19 protein-coding genes are annotated in these 18,699 nt (G+C 56.2%); 10 read left to right on the top strand and 9 right to left on the bottom strand.

All coding sequences use genetic code 11. The features are described 5' to 3' along the window. Positions 1 to 22: 22 nt before the first annotated feature. From IM295_RS12485 to IM295_RS12475, 3 genes are read left to right on the top strand one after another with little or no spacing between them, the layout of a single operon-like run. Positions 23 to 1,045 carry a hydrolase gene (locus tag IM295_RS12485; RefSeq protein WP_126300764.1) on the top strand — a complete coding sequence of 341 codons (1,023 nt, stop codon included), beginning with the start codon at positions 23 to 25 and terminating at the stop codon, positions 1,043 to 1,045. Further along, positions 1,042 to 1,260 carry a YheU family protein gene (locus tag IM295_RS12480; protein ID WP_013099053.1) on the top strand — a complete coding sequence of 73 codons (219 nt, stop codon included), beginning with the start codon at positions 1,042 to 1,044 and terminating at the stop codon, positions 1,258 to 1,260. The genes IM295_RS12485 and IM295_RS12480 overlap by 4 nt, the downstream gene beginning before the upstream one ends. Before the next feature lie 30 nt (positions 1,261 to 1,290). Further along, the gene (locus IM295_RS12475; protein WP_028014646.1) at positions 1,291 to 2,160 is read left to right on the top strand and encodes a phosphoribulokinase; all 870 of its coding nucleotides are present in this window, start codon (positions 1,291 to 1,293) and stop codon (positions 2,158 to 2,160) included. A 66-nt stretch (positions 2,161 to 2,226) separates the two neighbouring features. Here the strand turns inward: IM295_RS12475 and IM295_RS12470 are convergent, their stop codons facing one another. After that, the gene (locus IM295_RS12470; protein ID WP_008503018.1) at positions 2,227 to 2,631 is read right to left on the bottom strand and encodes an OsmC family protein; all 405 of its coding nucleotides are present in this window, start codon (positions 2,629 to 2,631) and stop codon (positions 2,227 to 2,229) included. 311 nt (positions 2,632 to 2,942) lie between these two features. Between IM295_RS12470 and crp the strand changes: the two genes are divergently transcribed. Both crp and IM295_RS12460 read left to right on the top strand, forming a co-directional pair. Beyond that, the gene (crp, locus tag IM295_RS12465; RefSeq protein WP_000242758.1) at positions 2,943 to 3,575 is read left to right on the top strand and encodes a cAMP-activated global transcriptional regulator CRP; all 633 of its coding nucleotides are present in this window, start codon (positions 2,943 to 2,945) and stop codon (positions 3,573 to 3,575) included. 57 nt (positions 3,576 to 3,632) lie between these two features. Continuing rightward, complete coding sequence (locus IM295_RS12460) at positions 3,633 to 5,720, top strand: YccS/YhfK family putative transporter (protein WP_193066761.1); 2,088 nt, start codon at positions 3,633 to 3,635, stop codon at positions 5,718 to 5,720. Here IM295_RS12460 and IM295_RS12455 read toward each other — a convergent pair. The 4 genes from IM295_RS12455 to ppiA all read right to left on the bottom strand — a co-directional run bounded on the left by IM295_RS12455 (position 5,717) and on the right by ppiA (position 8,882). Further along, entirely contained in the window at positions 5,717 to 6,937 is a 1,221-nt protein-coding gene (locus IM295_RS12455) for an aspartate aminotransferase family protein (protein ID WP_192831205.1), read from the bottom strand. The genes IM295_RS12460 and IM295_RS12455 overlap by 4 nt on opposite strands. 86 nt (positions 6,938 to 7,023) lie before the next feature. Next, complete coding sequence (gene pabA, locus IM295_RS12450; protein WP_028014649.1) at positions 7,024 to 7,587, bottom strand: aminodeoxychorismate synthase component 2; 564 nt, start codon at positions 7,585 to 7,587, stop codon at positions 7,024 to 7,026. Between the two features lie 30 nt (positions 7,588 to 7,617). Further along, positions 7,618 to 8,202 carry a putative adenosine monophosphate-protein transferase Fic gene (locus IM295_RS12445; protein ID WP_028014650.1) on the bottom strand — a complete coding sequence of 195 codons (585 nt, stop codon included), beginning with the start codon at positions 8,200 to 8,202 and terminating at the stop codon, positions 7,618 to 7,620. Between the two features lie 107 nt (positions 8,203 to 8,309). Continuing rightward, complete coding sequence (ppiA, locus tag IM295_RS12440) at positions 8,310 to 8,882, bottom strand: peptidylprolyl isomerase A (RefSeq protein WP_032644556.1); 573 nt, start codon at positions 8,880 to 8,882, stop codon at positions 8,310 to 8,312. Between the two features lie 278 nt (positions 8,883 to 9,160). On the opposite strand from ppiA, the gene tsgA reads away from it, so the two are divergent. From tsgA to IM295_RS12415, 5 genes are all read left to right on the top strand, one after another. After that, positions 9,161 to 10,345 carry an MFS transporter TsgA gene (gene tsgA / locus IM295_RS12435; RefSeq protein ID WP_028014652.1) on the top strand — a complete coding sequence of 395 codons (1,185 nt, stop codon included), beginning with the start codon at positions 9,161 to 9,163 and terminating at the stop codon, positions 10,343 to 10,345. A 259-nt stretch (positions 10,346 to 10,604) separates the two neighbouring features. After that, positions 10,605 to 13,148, top strand: coding sequence for a nitrite reductase large subunit NirB (gene nirB, locus IM295_RS12430; protein WP_028014653.1), 2,544 nt, complete (start codon positions 10,605 to 10,607; stop codon positions 13,146 to 13,148). Continuing rightward, the gene (gene nirD, locus IM295_RS12425) at positions 13,145 to 13,471 is read left to right on the top strand and encodes a nitrite reductase small subunit NirD (RefSeq protein ID WP_045259347.1); all 327 of its coding nucleotides are present in this window, start codon (positions 13,145 to 13,147) and stop codon (positions 13,469 to 13,471) included. Before nirB ends, nirD begins: the two co-directional genes overlap by 4 nt. A 135-nt stretch (positions 13,472 to 13,606) precedes the next feature. Then, positions 13,607 to 14,980: a siroheme synthase CysG gene (gene cysG / locus IM295_RS12420; RefSeq protein WP_028014655.1), complete on the top strand. Its 1,374-nt coding sequence runs from the start codon at positions 13,607 to 13,609 to the stop codon at positions 14,978 to 14,980. A 144-nt stretch (positions 14,981 to 15,124) separates the two neighbouring features. Then, positions 15,125 to 15,295, top strand: coding sequence for a YhfL family protein (locus tag IM295_RS12415; RefSeq protein ID WP_008503029.1), 171 nt, complete (start codon positions 15,125 to 15,127; stop codon positions 15,293 to 15,295). A 72-nt stretch (positions 15,296 to 15,367) separates the two neighbouring features. Here IM295_RS12415 and trpS read toward each other — a convergent pair whose 3' ends face one another. From trpS to dam, 4 genes are read right to left on the bottom strand one after another with little or no spacing between them, the layout of a single operon-like run. Beyond that, positions 15,368 to 16,372 carry a tryptophan--tRNA ligase gene (trpS, locus tag IM295_RS12410; protein WP_028014657.1) on the bottom strand — a complete coding sequence of 335 codons (1,005 nt, stop codon included), beginning with the start codon at positions 16,370 to 16,372 and terminating at the stop codon, positions 15,368 to 15,370. After that, on the bottom strand, positions 16,365 to 17,126 hold the full coding sequence (gph, locus tag IM295_RS12405; protein WP_028014658.1) for a phosphoglycolate phosphatase: 762 nt from the start codon (positions 17,124 to 17,126) through the stop codon (positions 16,365 to 16,367). Before gph ends, trpS begins: the two co-directional genes overlap by 8 nt. Next, complete coding sequence (gene rpe / locus IM295_RS12400; RefSeq protein WP_023333698.1) at positions 17,119 to 17,796, bottom strand: ribulose-phosphate 3-epimerase; 678 nt, start codon at positions 17,794 to 17,796, stop codon at positions 17,119 to 17,121. Before rpe ends, gph begins: the two co-directional genes overlap by 8 nt. A 41-nt stretch (positions 17,797 to 17,837) precedes the next feature. Continuing rightward, positions 17,838 to 18,650: an adenine-specific DNA-methyltransferase gene (gene dam / locus IM295_RS12395; RefSeq protein ID WP_028014659.1), complete on the bottom strand. Its 813-nt coding sequence runs from the start codon at positions 18,648 to 18,650 to the stop codon at positions 17,838 to 17,840. Positions 18,651 to 18,699 lie beyond the last annotated feature (49 nt).

Genomic DNA, 18,699 nt, shown 5'->3' with positions numbered 1-18,699 from the left:
GACAAGAATCAGCATCGTCCTTATGACCCAAATCATTCCATCAGACTTCGACATTACAGCCGAAGACAGCACCGAGTTCGTGCCCATGCGCGGCGTGGCCAACTGCCATTTGCAGACCATGCTGCCGCGGCTGATCCGCCGCAAGGTCCAGTTCACTCCGCACTGGCAACGGCTCGATCTGCCGGACGGTGATTTTCTGGATCTCGCCTGGAGCGAAGCGCCGGAACAGGCTCTTCATAAGCCGCGTCTGGTGGTTTTTCACGGTTTAGAAGGCAGCCTGCACAGTCCGTATGCGCATGGGTTAATTGAGGCCGCCAAAGCGCGCGGCTGGCTCGGCGTGGTGATGCATTTTCGCGGCTGTAGCGGCGAGCCGAATCGTCAGAAACGCATTTATCACTCGGGTGAAACCGAAGATGGCACGTGGTTTCTACACTGGCTGCGGGAAAATTATGGCGCCGCGCCAACGGCCGCCGTGGGCTACTCGCTGGGCGGTAATATGCTCGCCTGTCTGCTGGCCAAAGAGGGCGACAGCGTACCGCTGAATGCAGCAGTGATTGTCTCCGCACCGTTTATGCTGGAGCAGTGCAGCTACCACATGGAAAAAGGCTTTTCTCGCGTCTATCAGCGCTATCTGCTCAACCTGCTGAAAGCCAACGCGGCGCGAAAGCTGAAGGCCTATCCGGATACCCTGCCGGTAAGCCTGCGCCAGCTGAAAAAGGTACGCTGCATCCGCGAATTCGACGATCTGATCACCGCCAAAATTCACGGCTTCGCCGATGCTATCGACTATTACCGACGGTGCAGCGCCATGCCGTTGCTCAGCAAAATCACGCAGCCGACGCTGATTATTCATGCCAAAGATGACCCGTTCATGGATCATCACTCAATTCCCGCGCAGGAATTCCTGCCTGACAACGTTCACTACCAGCTGACCGAACATGGTGGCCACGTGGGGTTCATCGGCGGCACGCTGCGCAGGCCGAAAATGTGGCTGGAAGCGCGCATTCCTGACTGGCTGACTCCTTATCTGGATGGTGCAAAATGATCATTCCCTGGCAGGATCTGGCTCCCGAAACGCTCGATAATCTGATTGAAAGCTTTGTATTACGCGAAGGCACCGATTATGGTGAACATGAGCGTTCGCTTGAGCAAAAGGTCAACGATGTAAAACGCCAGCTGAAAAGCGGCGACGTGGTGCTGGTGTGGTCAGAACTGCATGAGACGGTCAATATCATGCCCCGCAACGCGTTTCACGGCTGATCTTCCAACCTTTTCCGTCAGGGAGTTGCTATGTCTGCCAGACATCCCATTATTGCCGTTACGGGGTCGAGTGGTGCGGGAACCACCACCACCAGCCTCGCTTTTCGCAAGATTTTCGCCCAGCTGAATCTCCGTTCGGCGGAGGTCGAAGGCGACAGCTTTCACCGCTATACGCGGCCTGAGATGGACATGGCGATCCGCAAGGCACGCGATTTGGGTAAACACATCAGCTACTTTGGCCCGGAAGCCAATGATTTCGGCCTGCTGGAGCAAACCTTCCGCGAATACGGTCAGAGCGGTACCGGGCAGTCCCGTAAGTATCTGCACACCTACGACGAGGCCGTACCCTGGAATCAGGTGCCGGGCACCTTTACCCCCTGGCAACCGCTGCCGGAACCCACCGACGTGCTGTTTTATGAAGGATTGCACGGCGGCGTTGTCACACCTCAGCACGACGTGGCGCGCCATGTGGATCTGCTGGTCGGGGTGGTGCCGATCGTTAATCTGGAGTGGATCCAGAAGCTGACGCGCGACATGAGCGAGCGCGGCCATTCGCGCGAGGCGGTAATGGACTCGGTGGTGCGCTCCATGGAAGATTACATCAACTATCTCACGCCGCAGTTCTCCCGCACGCACATTAACTTCCAGCGCGTGCCGACGGTGGACACTTCCAATCCGTTCGCGGCGAAAAGCATCCCGTCGTTGGATGAGAGCTTTGTGGTGATCCACTTCCGCAATCTTGAAGGCATTGATTACCCCTGGCTGCTGGCGATGCTGCAGGGCTCGTTTATTTCCCACATGAATACGTTAGTGGTTCCCGGTGGAAAAATGGGGCTGGCAATGGAGCTGATCATGACGCCGCTGGTGGAGCGACTGATGGAAGGGAAGCAGATCGCGTGAACATGTTCCCTCTCCCCGTGGGAGAGGGTTAGGGTGAGGGCATCAACACGCACGATGCCCCAATAATTAAGCCTCGATCACTTCATACGAATGGGTGATTTTTACCGCTTTCTCCAGCATTAACGCCACAGAGCAGTATTTCTCCGCAGAGAGATCCACCGCGCGTGAAACCGCCGCGTCTTTCAGTTCTTTCCCGGTGACAACAAAGTGCAGATTAATGTGGGTGAACAGGCGTGGCGCCTCTTCGCGACGTTCTGAGGTGAGTTTAACCTCGCAATCCGTCACGTCATGACGGCCTTTTTGCAGAATCGACACCACGTCGATCGCGCTGCATCCGCCTGCCGCCATCAGCACCATTTCCATTGGGCTTGGAGCTTTATCGCCGGAGTTACCATCCATCAAAATCTGGTGTCCTGATGCGGACTCGCCCAGGAACGTTAAACCTTCAACCCACTTCACGCGCGCTTGCATATTCATTAACTCCAACGTTGCATTTTTGGTGACAGATTACGCGTGCGTTACATTTCTCGCAATGGAAGGCGACCTGCATCATGCTGAAGCGAGACACCAGGAGACACGCGGCAAAAGCTATGCTAAAACACTCAGGATGCTACAGTAATACATTGACGTTACACATGTATGCAGAGGACATCAAACTTTACTGGCTGCGAAACGTTACGACAGCCGACTTCCCAGGGTATGGGTAAGAATTCGATTGCAACCCCAGAGTCCGGATGCATCTGATGACTCTGGTGACAGCTTATAACAGAGGATAACAGCGCATGGTGCTTGGCAAACCGCAAACAGACCCGACTCTCGAATGGTTCTTGTCTCATTGCCACATTCATAAGTACCCATCGAAGAGCACGCTGATTCACCAGGGTGAAAAAGCGGAAACGTTGTATTACATCGTCAAAGGCTCGGTGGCAGTGCTGATCAAAGATGAGGAAGGCAAAGAGATGATCCTTTCCTATCTGAACCAGGGCGATTTTATCGGTGAACTGGGCCTGTTTGAAGAAGGCCAGGAACGTAGCGCCTGGGTTCGTGCAAAGACAGCATGTGAAGTGGCTGAAATTTCTTATAAGAAATTCCGTCAGTTGATTCAGGTAAACCCTGACATCCTGATGCGTCTTTCTTCCCAGATGGCGCGCCGTCTGCAGGTGACGTCAGAGAAAGTGGGTAACCTCGCCTTCCTGGACGTGACTGGCCGTATCGCGCAGACTCTGCTGAACCTGGCGAAACAGCCAGACGCGATGACCCACCCGGACGGCATGCAAATTAAAATTACCCGTCAGGAAATCGGTCAGATCGTCGGTTGCTCCCGCGAAACGGTGGGCCGTATTCTGAAAATGCTGGAAGATCAAAACCTGATCTCCGCCCACGGTAAAACCATCGTGGTTTACGGAACCCGTTAATCCTGCCTAAACGGCGTGCCATCGCGAGGTGTCACGCCGTTTTTGTCTCTATTCCCCATGTGGCGCAGGCTGATCTATCACCCGGAAGTTAACTACGCACTACGACAAACGCTGGTGCTGTGTCTTCCCGTGGCCGTGGGCCTGATCCTGGGACATCTTCAGCAGGGCCTGCTGTTTTCTCTCGTCCCCGCCTGCTGCAACATTGCCGGTCTGGACACGCCCCATAAACGCTTTTTCAAACGTCTGATAATTGGCGGCTCGCTGTTTGCTGGCTGTAGCCTCGCGGTGCAGCTTCTGCTGGCTCGCGATATTCCCCTGCCGCTGATCCTGACCGTGCTGGCGATGACCCTCGGCGTCACCGCCGAAATCAGCTCGCTCCATGCCCGTCTGCTTCCCGCGTCACTCATTGCGGCCATCTTCACCCTGAGCCTCGCCGGTAATATGCCCGTGTGGGAGCCGCTGCTGATCTACGCCCTCGGCACGCTGTGGTACGGGCTGTTTAACTGGTTCTGGTTCTGGCTGTGGCGGGAGCAGCCGCTGCGCGAATCTCTGAGCCTGCTCTACGTGCAGCTTGCGGATTACTGTGAAGCCAAATACACCCTGCTCACCCAGCATACGGATCCGGAAAAATCCTTACCGCCGCTGCTGACGCGCCAGCAAAAGGTGGTAGACCTGATAAGCCAGTGCTATCAGCAGCTGCATATGCTCGCCGCCAACAAGAACCACGAATATAAACGGCTGTTGCGCACCTTTCAGGTGGGGCTGGATCTTCAGGAGCATATCTCCGTTAGCCTTCACCACCCGCAGGAGGTGCAAAAGCTGGTTGAGCGCAGCCATGCCGAAGCGGTGATCCGCTGGAACGCGCAGACCGTCTCCGCGCGCCTGCGGGTGCTGGCCGATGATATTCTCTACCACCGCTACCCCACGCGCTTTAACATGGACAAACAGCTCGGCGCGCTGGAGAAAATTGCCCGTCAGCACCCGGATAACCCGGTCGGCCAGTTTGCCGCCTGGCACTTCAGCCGCATCGCCCGCGTGCTGCGCACCCAGCGCCCGCTTTATTCCCGTGACCTGATGGCGGATAAACAGAAACGTCTGCCGCTGCTGCCGGCGCTGAGAAGCTACCTGTCTCTGAAATCTTCCGCTCTGCGCAACGCTGCAAGGATTAGCGTCATGCTCAGTATCGCCAGCCTGATGGGCATGGCGCTCCACCTGCCGAAACCATACTGGATCTTAATGACCGTGCTGTTTGTTACCCAGAACGGCTATGGCGCCACGCGGGTGCGCATTCTGCACCGGGCAGGCGGCACGATGGCGGGGCTGATTATTGCGGGCGTGACGCTGCATTTTCACGTGCCCGAAGGCTATACCCTGGCGGGCATGCTGGCGATCACCCTGGTAAGCTATCTAATCATTCGCAAAAACTACGGCTGGGCGATGGTGGGCTTTACGGTGACGGCGGTATATACCCTGCAGCTGCTTACGCTTAATGGCGAACAGTTTATTGTTGCCAGGCTGATTGATACCCTGATCGGCTGCCTGATTGCCTTCGGCGGCATGGTCTGGCTGTGGCCGCAGTGGCAGAGCGGGCTGCTGAGGCAGAACGCCCACGACGCGCTGGAGGCCGATCAGCAGGCCATTCGTCTGATCCTGAGCGACGATCCGCAGCCCTCCCCGCTGGCGTATCAGCGGATGAAGGTCAACCAGGCGCACAACGCCCTGTTTAACTCGCTCAACCAGGCGATGCAGGAGCCGGGCTTTAACTCACACTATCTTGCCGATATGAAGCTGTGGGTCACGCACAGCCAGTTTATCGTCGAGCACATCAATGCCATGACCACGCTGGCGCGCGAACACACAATGCTGACGCCGGATCTGGCGCAGCGCTATTTGCAGTCGTGTGAAATTGCGTTGCAGCGGTGTCAGCAGCGTCTGGAGTATGACGCGCCGGGTGAGTCGGGGGATTCGAACATTCTGGAGGCACCGGAGACGCTGACCCACGGGCCGATGAGCACCCTGGAGCAGCATTTGCAGCGTATTCTCGGGCATCTGAACACCATGCACACCATTTCGTCGGTGGCATGGCGTCAGCGCCCGCATCACGGCATTTGGTTAACGCGGCGGTTAAAGCGAACCGAGTATTAGTCTTTTACGATCTTCTCGACCGCCGCGGCAAAGCGGGTTAACCCGTCGTCAATATCTTTCTCTTCCACCACCAGCGAAGGCGCAAAGCGCATCACGTCAGGCCCGGCATTTAGCACCATCACCCCTTCGTGGGCGGCTGCGTGCAGGAAATCGCGCGCGCGGCCTTTGTACTGCGGCTTAAGCTCCGCACCAATCAGCAGCCCCATGCCGCGGATCTCGCTGAAGACGTCGTACTTATTGTTAATCTGCTGGAGATGCTGCACAAACAGCTCGCGCTTCGCGCTAACGCCGTTCAGCACCTCTGGCGTGTTGATGATGTCGAACGCGGCACCCGCCACGGCGCTCGCCAGCGGGTTACCGCCGTAGGTCGAGCCGTGAGACCCGACGTGGAACGCAGAGGCAATCTCCTGCGTCGTCAGTACCGCACTCACCGGAAAACCGCCGCCGAGCGCTTTGGCGCTGGTCAGAATATCCGGCGTGACGCCGTAGTGCATGTAGGCAAACAGCTCTCCGGTACGCCCCATCCCGCACTGCACTTCATCAAACACCAGTAGCGCCTGATGTTCGTCGCACAGTTCGCGCAGCCCTTTCAGGAATTCCGGGGTTGCCGCGGTCACGCCGCCTTCGCCCTGAATCGGCTCCACCACCACCGCGCAGGTGTGGTCGTCCATCACCGCTTTCACCGCGTGCAGATCGTTAAACGGCACGTGGATAATGTCGGCTGGTTTCGGACCGAAGCCGTCGGAATACTTCGGCTGGCCGCCAACGGAGACGGTAAAGAAAGAGCGTCCGTGGAAGGCGTTATGGAAGGCGATGATTTTAGTTTTGTACGGGCTATGGCGCGTAGTTGCGTAGTAACGCGCCAGCTTAAAGGCGGTTTCGTTGGCTTCGGTGCCGGAGTTCATAAACAGCACGCGCTCGGCAAACGTGGCATCAATGATCTTGCGGCCCAGTCGCAGCGCAGGTTCGTTGGTGAATACGTTGCTGGTGTGCCACAGGGTTTCGCCCTGGGTTTTCAGCGCGTCCACCAGCGCAGGATGGCAGTGGCCCAGCGCCGTGACCGCAATACCGCCCGCGAAATCCACATACTCTTTGCCCTGCTGATCCCAGACGCGGCTGCCTTTCCCCTTCACCGGGATAAACTCAGCCGGTGCATAAATCGGCAGAATCACTTCATCGAATGTCGCGCGAGTAATTGCTGGTTGTTCAGTTGCCATGTCATGCCCATCCATTTTATGTCACATTCATTGTGAAAATATAATCACAAAATATGCATAAAAACTCACAACAAGGCAACAGATATTCAGCGATTGAGGAAATTTGCCAGCAGGGCGTGCCCCTGCTCGCTGAGGATACTTTCAGGGTGGAACTGCACGCCTTCGAGATCCCACTCGCGGTGGCGAATCCCCATGATCTCCTGCGTATCGCTCCAGGCGGTCACGTCAAAGCAGTCGGGCAGCGTCGGTGGGTCAATCACCAGCGAATGGTAGCGCGTCACGGTTAACGGGTTATTGAGCCCTGTGAATACGCCCGTGCCGGTGTGGGTGACCGGCGAGGTTTTGCCGTGCATCACTTTCGCGGCACGCACGATGGTAGCCCCAAATGCCTGGGCAATCGCCTGATGACCGAGACAGACGCCCAGGATCGGCAGCCTGCCGGCATAGTGGTGAATAACCTCCAGAGAAATGCCCGATTCCGACGGCGTACACGGTCCCGGCGAAATGACGATTTTCTGCGGAGCCAGCGTCTCAATATCAGACAGGCTAAGTTCGTCGTTGCGGCGGACAACCACCTCTGCACCCAGTTCACAAAAATACTGGTAAAGGTTCCAGGTGAAGGAATCGTAGTTATCAATCAGCAGAATCATGGCGGCTCCCGAAAAAAATGCCGCCCTATTCTACTCAGATTCCCGCGCTTCGCTCACTACTTTGGCAAAGATAGCGCTCAGCGCGGTCAAATCGCCCGTGGCACCGCTTCGGTTCGCCGCCACCCACTGCTCGGGATCAATATCCCGCCAGTCCAGCGCGTAATTCGCGTGGATGGCCAGCTGCTCAAAGAAGACGCGCTGAGCTATGCCATTACCGCGCATAAAGGGATGCAGCATATTGATTTCACAGTAGTAATGGCTCACTTTTTCAACAAACGCCGCTTTTTCAAGACCCACAAGATACTTATCACTTTCCAGAGCCGCCATCAGTTCGTTACCCATCGTCTCGATGTACTCAAAATGGCAGAAGGGAATGTCACCCTTAAAAATATCGTCGGTACGGAATTCGCCTGCCTGCTTCATCTCTCTGTGATACAGATGGCGATGAATGAGGCACAGATGCGGTAGCCCGGGCGCTGAAGGCCCAAGCTCCAGCGTCTCAATGCCGGGCTCTGAAGGACCATTACCTTTTTCAAGGAGACAACTGGCCTGAAAATTGACGTTACGCTGTTGCTCCCAGAGACGGGATTTTTGCTTATCGGTGAGTTTTTTCACTTAACGCCTCCCTGAATAGTCCGTTTGCCACAAGTATAAGCAGCAAAACGCGCTTTCGCAGGGAGGGCTGAAAGACACGGGCAGGATATGCCCGTGTGGGAGAACGATTACGGCAGCACTTTCGCGGAGAGAATCACCACTGGTTTAGACGGCACATTCTGGTATGGACCGACATCGTGGGTCTGAACCTGAGAGATTTTGTCCGCCACGTCCATCCCTTTCACAATTTTACCGAAGACCGCATAGCCGAAGTCGCGCTGGCCGTGGTCGAGGAAAGCGTTATCCGCCACGTTGAGGAAGAACTGGCTGGTGGCGCTGTCTTTATCCGCCGTGCGCGCCATGGAGATGGTGCCGCGCTTGTTCAGCAGGCCGTTGTCCGCTTCGTTTTTGATGGGTGGGTTAGGCTGTTTCTGCTGCATCTGCTCGTTGAAGCCGCCGCCCTGAATCATGAAGCCAGGGATCACGCGGTGGAAGGTGGTGTTGTTATAGAAACCACTGTTCACATAGTCGAGGAAGTTTTTCACAGAAACCGGAGCTTTCTGGCTATTCAGTTCCAGCTCAATGTTCCCGGCAGAGGTGGTCAGCAGAACGTGAGGGTCCCCTTTGGCTGCCAGCGCAGCAGGGGAAACGGCAGAAAGAGCAAACACAGCTGCGACAGCCGCCAGTGTTGATTTGAGCATGAGAATTCCTTAACAAAGCGCAGTATAAAAAGCGAATGGCTTGATTCTAAAGAGCAGTATGAACCGAGACCAGCCTTTTACCTAATTTTACGAAATTGAAACAATTATTACTGCGCAAACGATTGGTTATACCGCCATTTAGTGTGATTCAGATCACACTAAAACCTGCAATGGCATATTCATTTCCCTTAAAAGATAGGAATAGATCACTTTAGCGACTAAAATCTGCCCGCTCTCAGCGCCCTCCCGGCGCTTTTCTTTTTCTGAACAGGCCAGACATGACTAACAGCAATCGCATCAAGCTCACATGGATAAGCTTCTTCTCCTACGCCCTGACCGGCGCGTTGGTGATCGTCACCGGGATGGTGATGGGAAATATCGCAGACTACTTCCAGCTGCCCGTTTCCAGCATGAGTAACACCTTCACCTTCCTCAACGCGGGGATCCTGATCTCAATTTTCCTGAATGCCTGGCTGATGGAAATCGTCCCGCTGAAAACCCAGCTGCGCTTCGGCTTCGTGCTGATGGTTGCCGCCGTGGCGGGCCTGATGTTGAGCCACAGCATCGCCCTGTTCTCCGCCGCCATGTTCGTGCTGGGCCTTGTCAGCGGGATCACGATGTCGATCGGTACGTTCCTTATTACGCACATGTATGAAGGCCGCCAGCGCGGCGCGCGCCTGCTGTTTACCGACTCCTTCTTCAGCATGGCCGGGATGATTTTCCCGATGGTCGCCGCGTATCTGCTCGCGCGCAGCATTGAATGGTACTGGGTATACGCCTGTATCGGTCTGGTCTATGTCGCGATCTTCATTCTGACCTTCGGCTGTGACTTCCCGGTGCTGGGCAAAAAAGCGCAGACCACCTCAGAGCCGGTGGCGAAGGAAAAATGGGGTATCGGCGTGCTGTTCCTCTCCATTGCCGCTCTGTGCTACATCCTTGGTCAGTTGGGCTTTATCTCGTGGGTACCTGAATACGCCAAAGGTCTGGGCATGAGCCTGAACGACGCGGGCAAACTGGTGAGCGATTTCTGGATGTCTTACATGTTCGGCATGTGGGCCTTTAGCTTCATCCTGCGCTTCTTCGACCTGCAACGTATTCTGACCGTCCTGGCGGGTCTGGCGACCGTGCTGATGTATCTGTTCATCAACGGTTCCCCGGAGCATATGCCATGGTTCATCCTGACCCTGGGCTTCTTCTCCAGCGCGATTTACACCTCAATCATCACCCTGGGCTCCCTGCAGACCAAAGTGGCTTCGCCAAAGCTGGTGAACTTCGTGCTGACCTGCGGCACCATCGGCACCATGCTGACCTTCGTGGTCACGGGCCCGATTGTGGCGCACAGCGGCCCGCTGGCCGCGCTGCACACCGCTAACGGTCTGTATGCCGTGGTGTTTATCATGTGTTTCATTCTAGGCTTCGTGACCCGTCACCGCCAGCACAATACGGCAACGGCTACCCACTAATCGTCAAAACCCCTTTGCGTTCTGCAAAGGGGTTTTACCCTGCCTACCCGCTCTGAATGCCGATTCGTAAAAACCCCGTCAAATTTGTGCGAAAAGCAAGCAAGCACAAAAATCAAACAATATCCGTTACTTATAAAAAACCTGACAAATCATAGATATACCTACTAAGGGGTAGGTGAAGGCGTATTTGATTTGCATCAATAAGTGCCCCTGCTGAATCGTTAAGGTAGGCAGTAATAGAAAAGAAATCGAGGCAAAAATGAGCAAAGTCAGACTCGCTATCATCGGTAACGGCATGGTCGGCCACCGCTTTATTGAGGATCTTCTCGATAAAGCCGATGCTGACCAGTTCGATATTACCGTGTTCTGTGAAGAACCCCGCAAGGCGTACGACCGTGTGCACTTGTCTTCCTACTTCTCTCACCATACCGCCGAAGAGCTCTCTCTGGTGCGCGAAGGTTTCTACGAGAAGCATGGCGTAAAAGTGCTGGTGGGCGAACGCGCTATCACCATCAACCGTCAGGAGAAAGTGATCCACTCCAGCGCCGGGCGTACGGTTTTTTACGATAAGCTGATCATGGCGACTGGCTCGTATCCGTGGATCCCGCCGATTAAAGGGTCGGAAACCCAGGATTGCTTCGTTTACCGTACCATTGAAGACCTCAACGCCATTGAATCCTGCGCACGTCGAAGCAAACGCGGTGCGGTTGTTGGCGGTGGCCTGCTGGGCCTGGAAGCGGCAGGCGCGCTGAAAAACCTCGGCGTTGAAACCCACGTTATCGAATTTGCCCCGATGCTGATGGCGGAACAGCTGGACCACATGGGCGGCGACCAGCTGCGTCGTAAAATCGAAAGCATGGGTGTGAAGGTTCACACCAGCAAGAACACCAAAGAGATCGTGCAGGAAGGCACAGAAGCGCGTAAAACCATGCGCTTTGCCGACGGCAGCGAGCTGGAAGTGGACTTCATCGTCTTCTCCACCGGTATTCGTCCGCGCGACAAGCTCGCCACGCAGTGCGGCCTGGCCGTAGCCCAGCGCGGCGGGATCATGATTAACGATACCTGCCAGACCTCCGATCCGGATATCTACGCCATTGGCGAGTGCGCCAGCTGGAATAACCGGGTATACGGTCTGGTGGCACCAGGATACAAAATGGCGCAGGTCGCCGTGGACCATATCCTCGGCAGCGAAAACGCCTTCACCGGCGCAGACATGAGCGCCAAGCTGAAGCTGCTGGGCGTGGACGTAGGCGGTATCGGCGATGCGCATGGCCGCACCCCGAACTCCCGCAGCTACGTCTATCTGGACGAAAGCAAAGAGGTCTACAAACGCCTTATCGTCAGCCAGGACAACAAAACCCTGCTCGGTGCAGTGCTGGTGGGCGATACCAGCGACTTCGGTAACCTGCTCCAGCTGGTGCTGAACGCCATTGAGCTGCCGGAAAACCCGGACGCGCTGATCCTGCCGGCGCACGCCTCCAGCGGTAAACCATCTATCGGCGTAGATAAACTGCCGGACAGCGCGCAGATTTGCTCCTGCTTCGACGTCACCAAAGGCATGCTGATCTCCGCCATCAACAAAGGCTGCCACACCGTTGCGGCGCTGAAGGCCGAAACCAAAGCCGGTACCGGCTGCGGCGGCTGTATTCCACTGGTGACTCAGGTGCTGAACGCTGAACTGGCGAAACAGGGCATCGAAGTGAACAACAACCTGTGCGAGCACTTCGCCTACTCTCGGCAGGAGCTGTACCATCTGATCCGCGTGGAAGGCATCAAGTCCTTCGACGAACTGCTGGAGAAACACGGCCAGGGTTACGGCTGTGAAGTGTGTAAACCGACCGTCGGCTCCCTGCTGGCGTCCTGCTGGAATGAGTACGTGCTCAAACCAGAACACACGCCGCTGCAGGACACCAACGATAACTTTCTGGCGAACATCCAGAAAGACGGTACTTACTCCGTCATTCCGCGTTCCGCCGGTGGCGAAATCACCCCGGAAGGGCTGGTCGCCGTGGGCCGTATCGCACGTGAGTTTAATCTGTACACCAAAATCACCGGTTCCCAGCGTATCGGCCTGTTTGGCGCGCAGAAGGATGACCTGCCGGAAATCTGGCGTCAGTTGATTGAAGCGGGCTTCGAAACCGGTCACGCGTATGCCAAAGCGCTGCGCATGGCGAAAACCTGCGTGGGCAGCACCTGGTGCCGCTACGGCGTAGGCGACAGCGTGGGATTCGGCGTCGAGCTGGAAAACCGCTACAAAGGCATCCGTACCCCGCACAAAATGAAGTTCGGCGTCTCCGGCTGTACCCGTGAATGTGCGGAAGCGCAGGGTAAAGACGTAGGGATCATTGCCACCGAGAAAGGCTGGAACCTGTACGTGTGCGGCAATGGCGGGATGAAACCACGCCACGCGGACCTGCTGGCGGCGGATCTCGATCGTGACACGCTGATCCAGTATCTCGACCGCTTCATGATGTTCTACATCCGTACCGCCGATAAGCTGACCCGTACCGCTTCCTGGCTCGATAACCTGGAAGGCGGTATCGACTACCTGAAGTCGGTCATCATTGATGACAAGCTGGGTCTGAACGAACAGCTGGAATCCGAGATGGCTCGCCTGCGCGAGGCGGTGATCTGCGAGTGGACCGAAACCGTCAACACCCCGGCGGCGCAGACGCGCTTCAAACACTTTATCAACAGCACCCAGCGCGACCCGAACGTGCAGGTGGTGCCGGAGCGCGAACAGCATCGTCCTGCAACCCCGTATGAACGCATTCCGGTGATGCTGGTGGAGGAAAACGCATGAGCCAGTGGGTAAACATCTGCAACATTAACGACATTCTGCCAGCAACCGGCGTCTGTGCTTTGCTGGGTAACGAGCAGGTAGCTATTTTTCGCCCTCGCCACGATGAACAGGTCTTTGCCATCAGCAATATCGATCCGTTCTTTGAGGCCAGCGTGCTCTCCCGCGGTCTGATTGCTGAACATCAAGGTGAGCTGTGGGTCGCCAGCCCGCTGAAAAAGCAGCGTTTCCGCTTAACCGACGGGCACTGCATGGAAGATGAAAGCTTCTCGGTGAAGCACTACGACGCCCGCGTGAAGGACGGCAAGGTGCAGCTCAAAGCGTAACCCTCCGCCTTTCCAATAGGAAAGGCTTATGACCCCTTATGGGTAACGGCAGGAAAAACCGTATGTTCTGTACGATTCCTGCTGTTATCCTGACGTCAATTCTTACCCCCTCCTTGAATGCTGTGAGGTAACGTCGTGGACCACCTGCCGATTTTCTGTCAATTACGCCATCGCGACTGCCTGCTTGTGGGCGGCGGCGATGTGGCTGAACGCAAAGCGCGCCTGTTGCTGGATGCTGGAGCCCGACTGACCGTCAATGCCCTCACCTTCGCTCCGCAGTTTGACGTCTGGGCGCAGGAAGGGATGCTCACGCTGGTGCAGGGGGAGTTTGATGAGTCCCTGCTGGATACCTGCTGGCTGACCATTGCCGCGACGGATGACGATGAAGTGAACCAGCGCGTCAGCGACGCCTGCGAAGCGCGCCGGATCTTCTGTAACGTGGTGGATGCGCCGAAAGAGGCGAGCTTTATCATGCCGTCGATTATCGACCGTTCACCGCTGATGATCGCGGTGTCTTCCGGCGGCCGCTCGCCCGTACTTGCCCGCCTGCTGCGGGAAAAACTGGAAGCTATTTTGCCGCAGCATCTCGGCCAGATAGCCCACTACGCCGGGCAACTTCGCTCCCGCGTGAAGCAAACCTTCTCAACCGTGGGTGAGCGTCGTCGCTTCTGGGAGAAATTTTTCGTTAACGACAGGCTGGCGCAGTCGCTGGCGAATCAGGACGCGAAAGCGGTTGAAGAGACGACCGAGCAGCTGCTGAGCGAGCCGCTGGATCACCGTGGTGAAGTGGTGCTGGTCGGGGCTGGTCCGGGAGATGCGGGTTTACTGACCCTGAAAGGGCTCCAGCAGATCCAGCAGGCGGATATCGTGGTGTATGACCGCCTGGTCTCCGATGACATCATGAACCTGGTGCGCCGCGACGCCGACCGCGTCTTCGTCGGTAAACGGGCAGGCTACCACTGCGTGCCGCAGGAGGAGATTAACCAGATCCTGCTGCGTGAAGCGCAAAAGGGAAAACGCGTGGTGCGCCTCAAGGGCGGCGATCCGTTTATCTTTGGCCGCGGCGGCGAGGAGCTGGAAACCCTGTGCAATGCAGGCATTCCGTTCTCCGTGGTGCCGGGCATAACGGCGGCGTCCGGCTGTTCAGCCTACTCCGGCATTCCGTTGACCCATCGCGACTACGCTCAGAGCGTGCGTCTGGTCACGGGCCACCTGAAAACCGGCAGCGAGCTGGACTGGCATAACCTGGCCGCTGAAAAGCAGACGCTGGTGTTCTACATGGGCCTGAACCAGGCCGCCACCATTCAGGCGAAACTGCTGGAACACGGCATGGAGGCTGATATGCCCGTTGCGCTGGTGGAAAACGGGACGTCAATCAAGCAGCGCGTGGTGAATGGCGCGCTGACGCAGCTCGGTGAGCTGGCGCAGCAGGTCGAAAGCCCGGCGCTGATTGTGGTGGGTCGCGTGGTTGAACTGCGCGATAAGCTGAACTGGTTCTCGAATCACTAACGCATATTCTCCCGCCTTCGAGTAGTCCTTAAGCGGACTACTCCCTTCATACCTCAGTCGATAACATACCGCTCGCATAGTGGAATTTTTCCATTTATTCCCTCGTGTTACATCCAATTTAAGATTTTTAGACAAGGAATGCGTATGTTCAAGCTGGCAAAAGCCGCCGTTCTGGTTGGCCTGTTATCGACTCTGACCGCCTGCACCGGTCACGTTCAAAATACTAAAAATAACTGCAGCTACGATTACCTGCTGCACCCGGCGATCTCCATTTCGAAGATCATCGGCGGTTGCGGCCCGGCGGCACAGCAGTAAGCGTTTTTCAGGCGTAAAAAAACCGGGGATTTCCCGGTTTTTTTATTGAGTCCGTATTTGTCGGGTGGCGGCTTAAGGTTTCGCCACAAACCCAATCGCCTCGTACACCGCTTTCAGGGTTTCGGACGCGCGCGCGCTGGCTTTTTCCGCACCGTCTTTCATCACCTTCTGCAGGAAGGCTTCGTCGTTACGGTAGCGGTTGTAGCGCTCCTGCAGCTCGGTCAGCATGCCGGAAACGGCCTCTGCCACTTCACCCTTCAGGTGGCCGTACATCTTGCCTTCGAAGTGTTTTTCCAGCTCGGGAATGCTCTGGCCGGTCACGCCGGAGAGAATGTCCAGCAGGTTGGAGACGCCCGCTTTGTTCTGCACGTCGTAGCGCACCACTGGCGGCTCGTCGGAGTCGGTGACCGCGCGCTTGAGCTTTTTCACCACCGATTTCGGATCTTCCAGCAGGCCGATAACGTTGTTGCGGTTATCGTCAGACTTGGACATCTTCTTGGTTGGCTCCAGCAACGACATCACGCGCGCGCCGGATTTCGGAATAAACGGCTCTGGCACTTTGAATACGTCGCCGTAAAGCGCGTTAAAGCGCTGGGCGATATCACGGCTCAGCTCCAGGTGCTGCTTCTGGTCTTCACCCACCGGCACCTGGTTGGTCTGGTACAGCAGGATGTCGGCCGCCATCAGCACCGGATAGTCGAACAGGCCAGCGTTGATGTTTTCAGAGTAGCGGGCAGACTTATCCTTGAACTGGGTCATGCGGCTCAGCTCGCCGAAATAGGTATAGCAGTTCAGCGCCCAGCCCAGCTGCGCATGCTCCGGCACGTGAGACTGAACGAAAATGGTGCTCTTTTCAGGATCGATACCGCAGGCCAGATAGAGGGCCAGGGTGTCCAGGGTGGCTTTGCGCAGCTTCTCAGGATCCTGACGCGCGGTGATAGCATGCAAATCTACGATGCAGTAAATGCAATGGTAGTCATCCTGCATGCTGACCCACTGACGCAACGCACCCATGTAGTTACCAATGGTCAATTCACCTGAAGGCTGTGCGCCACTAAAAACGATGGGCTTAGTCATTATTCAATTCCTGATGTTCACTGTGCGAAAGCCCGAGTGCGGGCAACAAATCTTTGAAGTGGTCGAACACAACATCCGGCTCACTCAGCGTAATGGCCTCACCGTAGTTGTAGCCATAGGTTAATCCGACGGAAGGACACCCCGCCGCTCGGGCAGCCAGAATATCATTACGCGAATCCCCGACAAAGAGCAGCTCCGCAGGCGTTAAGGATAATTTTCCTGCCACCAGCAACAGCGGCTCCGGATGCGGCTTTTTGTTCTGCACGTCATCCCCGCCTACAATCACGGAGAAATATTTCGCGATATTGAGCGCTTCCAGCAGCGGCGCAACAAACGGCGTCGGCTTGTTGGTCACCAGTCCCAGCGGGATGCCTTTCGCGTGCAGCGCGCTCAGGGTTTCCTGGACGTCCGGGAAAAGGAAGCTCCCCTCCTCGACGGTCTCTTCGTAGAAGCGATCGAACAGCTTGCGCAGAATACGCAGCTGCTCATCCTGCGGGATATCGGCGTGATCGACGCTTGGTTTCCCCTGCGCGGAACGCTGCGACGCGCGTTCCTGACGAGCCCACGTCAACGCGCGCTCCATCAGGACATCGGCACCGTTGCCAATCCATGTAATCACACGATCTTCGCCCGCAACGGGCAGTTCCAGTGCATACAGCGCCTGATCGACGGCGCTCGTTAAGCCCGGCGCGCTGTCCACCAGCGTGCCGTCGAGGTCGAATGCCACACCCCGAATTGCCTGCAATTTATCCATGACTTACCTTCGCCAGCTCGCGGCGCATTTCATCAATGACTTTTTTGTAATCCGGTTGGTCGAAAATTGCCGAACCTGCAACGAACATATCCGCGCCCGCTGCCGCAATTTCGCCAATATTATTCACTTTCACACCGCCGTCCACTTCCAGACGAATATCATAGCCAGACTCGTCAATGCGACGGCGCACTTCGCGCAGCTTATCCAGCGTGTGAGGGATGAACGACTGGCCGCCAAAGCCCGGGTTAACGGACATCAGCAAAATCACGTCCAGCTTGTCCATCACGTAATCGAGATAGCTCAACGGTGTTGCCGGGTTAAACACCAGCCCCGCCTTACAGCCGTTCTCTTTGATCAGCTGCAGCGTGCGGTCAACATGCTCGGAGGCTTCCGGATGGAAAGTGATAATGCTGGCGCCCGCTGCGGCAAAGTCAGGCACGATGCGGTCGACAGGCTTCACCATCAGGTGAACGTCGATCGGTGCGGTAATACCGTAGTTACGCAGGGCCTTGAGCACCATCGGACCGATGGTCAGATTGGGAACGTAGTGGTTATCCATAACGTCGAAATGGACGACATCTGCGCCAGCTGCGAGAGCTTCCGCCGTGTCTTCACCCAGGCGGGCAAAATCGGCCGACAGAATTGAGGGGGCAATCAAAAACTGTTTCATCCGCATCTCCTTGAAATGTGTTTACCGGCGGGCAAAACGGCTCAGGGGCGATAAAGAGCCAGGAGTTCGTCCACCTTTTTACGTGTGCCGCCGTTGCTGCTAATGCTACGCCGCACCTTAACCTGAAAATGCTTCGCGGCTTTGTACCATTCGCGCGTATCAGGGGTATCGTGATTTGAAATTAACACCGGAATTCTTTTGCTGACCAGTTTTTCCGCCATCTCCGCCAGGCGGGCCTGTTCGGCCGGGCTGAAGCTATTGGTGTGGTAGGCGGTGAAGTTCGCCGTCGCAGACAGCGGCGCATAAGGCGGATCGCAGTAAACCACCGAGTTTACGCCTGCCAGTTCCATGCACTCTTCATAGGAGAGGCAGTGGAACTCTGCATTCTGCGCTTTCTTCGCAAAATGATACAGCTCGTCCTGCGGGAAGTACGGGCGCTTATAACGACCAAACGGCACGTTAAATTCGCCGCGCAGATTATACCGGCACAGGCCGTTGTAACCATGACGGTTGAGGTAAAGGAACAGCAGCGCGCGGCGGAACGGATCCTGGCTCTGATTAAATTCCGTGCGGAACTGATAGTAAACGTCAGGGCTGTTGTTCTCTGGCGTAAACAGCTTGCGCGCCTCTTCCACATACTCATCGGTACGCAGCTTAACGATGTTATAAAGGCTGATAAGGTCGCTGTTGATATCCGCCAGGATATAACGAGAAAAATCGGTGTTCAGGAACACCGATCCCGCACCCACGAAGGGCTCGATAAGACACTCGCCTTTTGGCAGGTGCTTTTTAATATCATCGAGCAGGGGGTATTTCCCCCCTGCCCATTTCAGAAAAGCGCGATTTTTTTTCATGCTGACTAACTGATTACACCTTCTCCGGCTGTGGAGAAAGCTCCGACAG

It is taken from the genome of Enterobacter cloacae complex sp. P14RS (assembly GCF_014895895.1).
In the GTDB taxonomy this organism is placed as follows: Bacteria; Pseudomonadota; Gammaproteobacteria; order Enterobacterales; family Enterobacteriaceae; genus Enterobacter; species Enterobacter bugandensis.
This window is presented reverse-complemented; position numbering and strand designations above follow the sequence as displayed.

Coding starts and splice junctions, on each gene's coding strand:
- IM295_RS12460 (WP_193066761.1), top strand. CDS start 3,633: ATGTGGCGCAGGCTGATCTATCACCCGGAAGTTAACTACGCACTACGA.
- nirB (WP_028014653.1), top strand. CDS start 10,605: ATGAGCAAAGTCAGACTCGCTATCATCGGTAACGGCATGGTCGGCCAC.
- crp (WP_000242758.1), top strand. CDS start 2,943: ATGGTGCTTGGCAAACCGCAAACAGACCCGACTCTCGAATGGTTCTTG.
- trpS (WP_028014657.1), bottom strand. CDS start 16,372: ATGACTAAGCCCATCGTTTTTAGTGGCGCACAGCCTTCAGGTGAATTG.
- pabA (WP_028014649.1), bottom strand. CDS start 7,587: ATGATTCTGCTGATTGATAACTACGATTCCTTCACCTGGAACCTTTAC.
- nirD (WP_045259347.1), top strand. CDS start 13,145: ATGAGCCAGTGGGTAAACATCTGCAACATTAACGACATTCTGCCAGCA.
- IM295_RS12470 (WP_008503018.1), bottom strand. CDS start 2,631: ATGCAAGCGCGCGTGAAGTGGGTTGAAGGTTTAACGTTCCTGGGCGAG.
- ppiA (WP_032644556.1), bottom strand. CDS start 8,882: ATGCTCAAATCAACACTGGCGGCTGTCGCAGCTGTGTTTGCTCTTTCT.
- IM295_RS12415 (WP_008503029.1), top strand. CDS start 15,125: ATGTTCAAGCTGGCAAAAGCCGCCGTTCTGGTTGGCCTGTTATCGACT.
- IM295_RS12455 (WP_192831205.1), bottom strand. CDS start 6,937: ATGGCAACTGAACAACCAGCAATTACTCGCGCGACATTCGATGAAGTG.
- rpe (WP_023333698.1), bottom strand. CDS start 17,796: ATGAAACAGTTTTTGATTGCCCCCTCAATTCTGTCGGCCGATTTTGCC.
- IM295_RS12485 (WP_126300764.1), top strand. CDS start 23: ATGACCCAAATCATTCCATCAGACTTCGACATTACAGCCGAAGACAGC.
- dam (WP_028014659.1), bottom strand. CDS start 18,650: ATGAAAAAAAATCGCGCTTTTCTGAAATGGGCAGGGGGGAAATACCCC.
- gph (WP_028014658.1), bottom strand. CDS start 17,126: ATGGATAAATTGCAGGCAATTCGGGGTGTGGCATTCGACCTCGACGGC.
- tsgA (WP_028014652.1), top strand. CDS start 9,161: ATGACTAACAGCAATCGCATCAAGCTCACATGGATAAGCTTCTTCTCC.
- IM295_RS12475 (WP_028014646.1), top strand. CDS start 1,291: ATGTCTGCCAGACATCCCATTATTGCCGTTACGGGGTCGAGTGGTGCG.
- IM295_RS12480 (WP_013099053.1), top strand. CDS start 1,042: ATGATCATTCCCTGGCAGGATCTGGCTCCCGAAACGCTCGATAATCTG.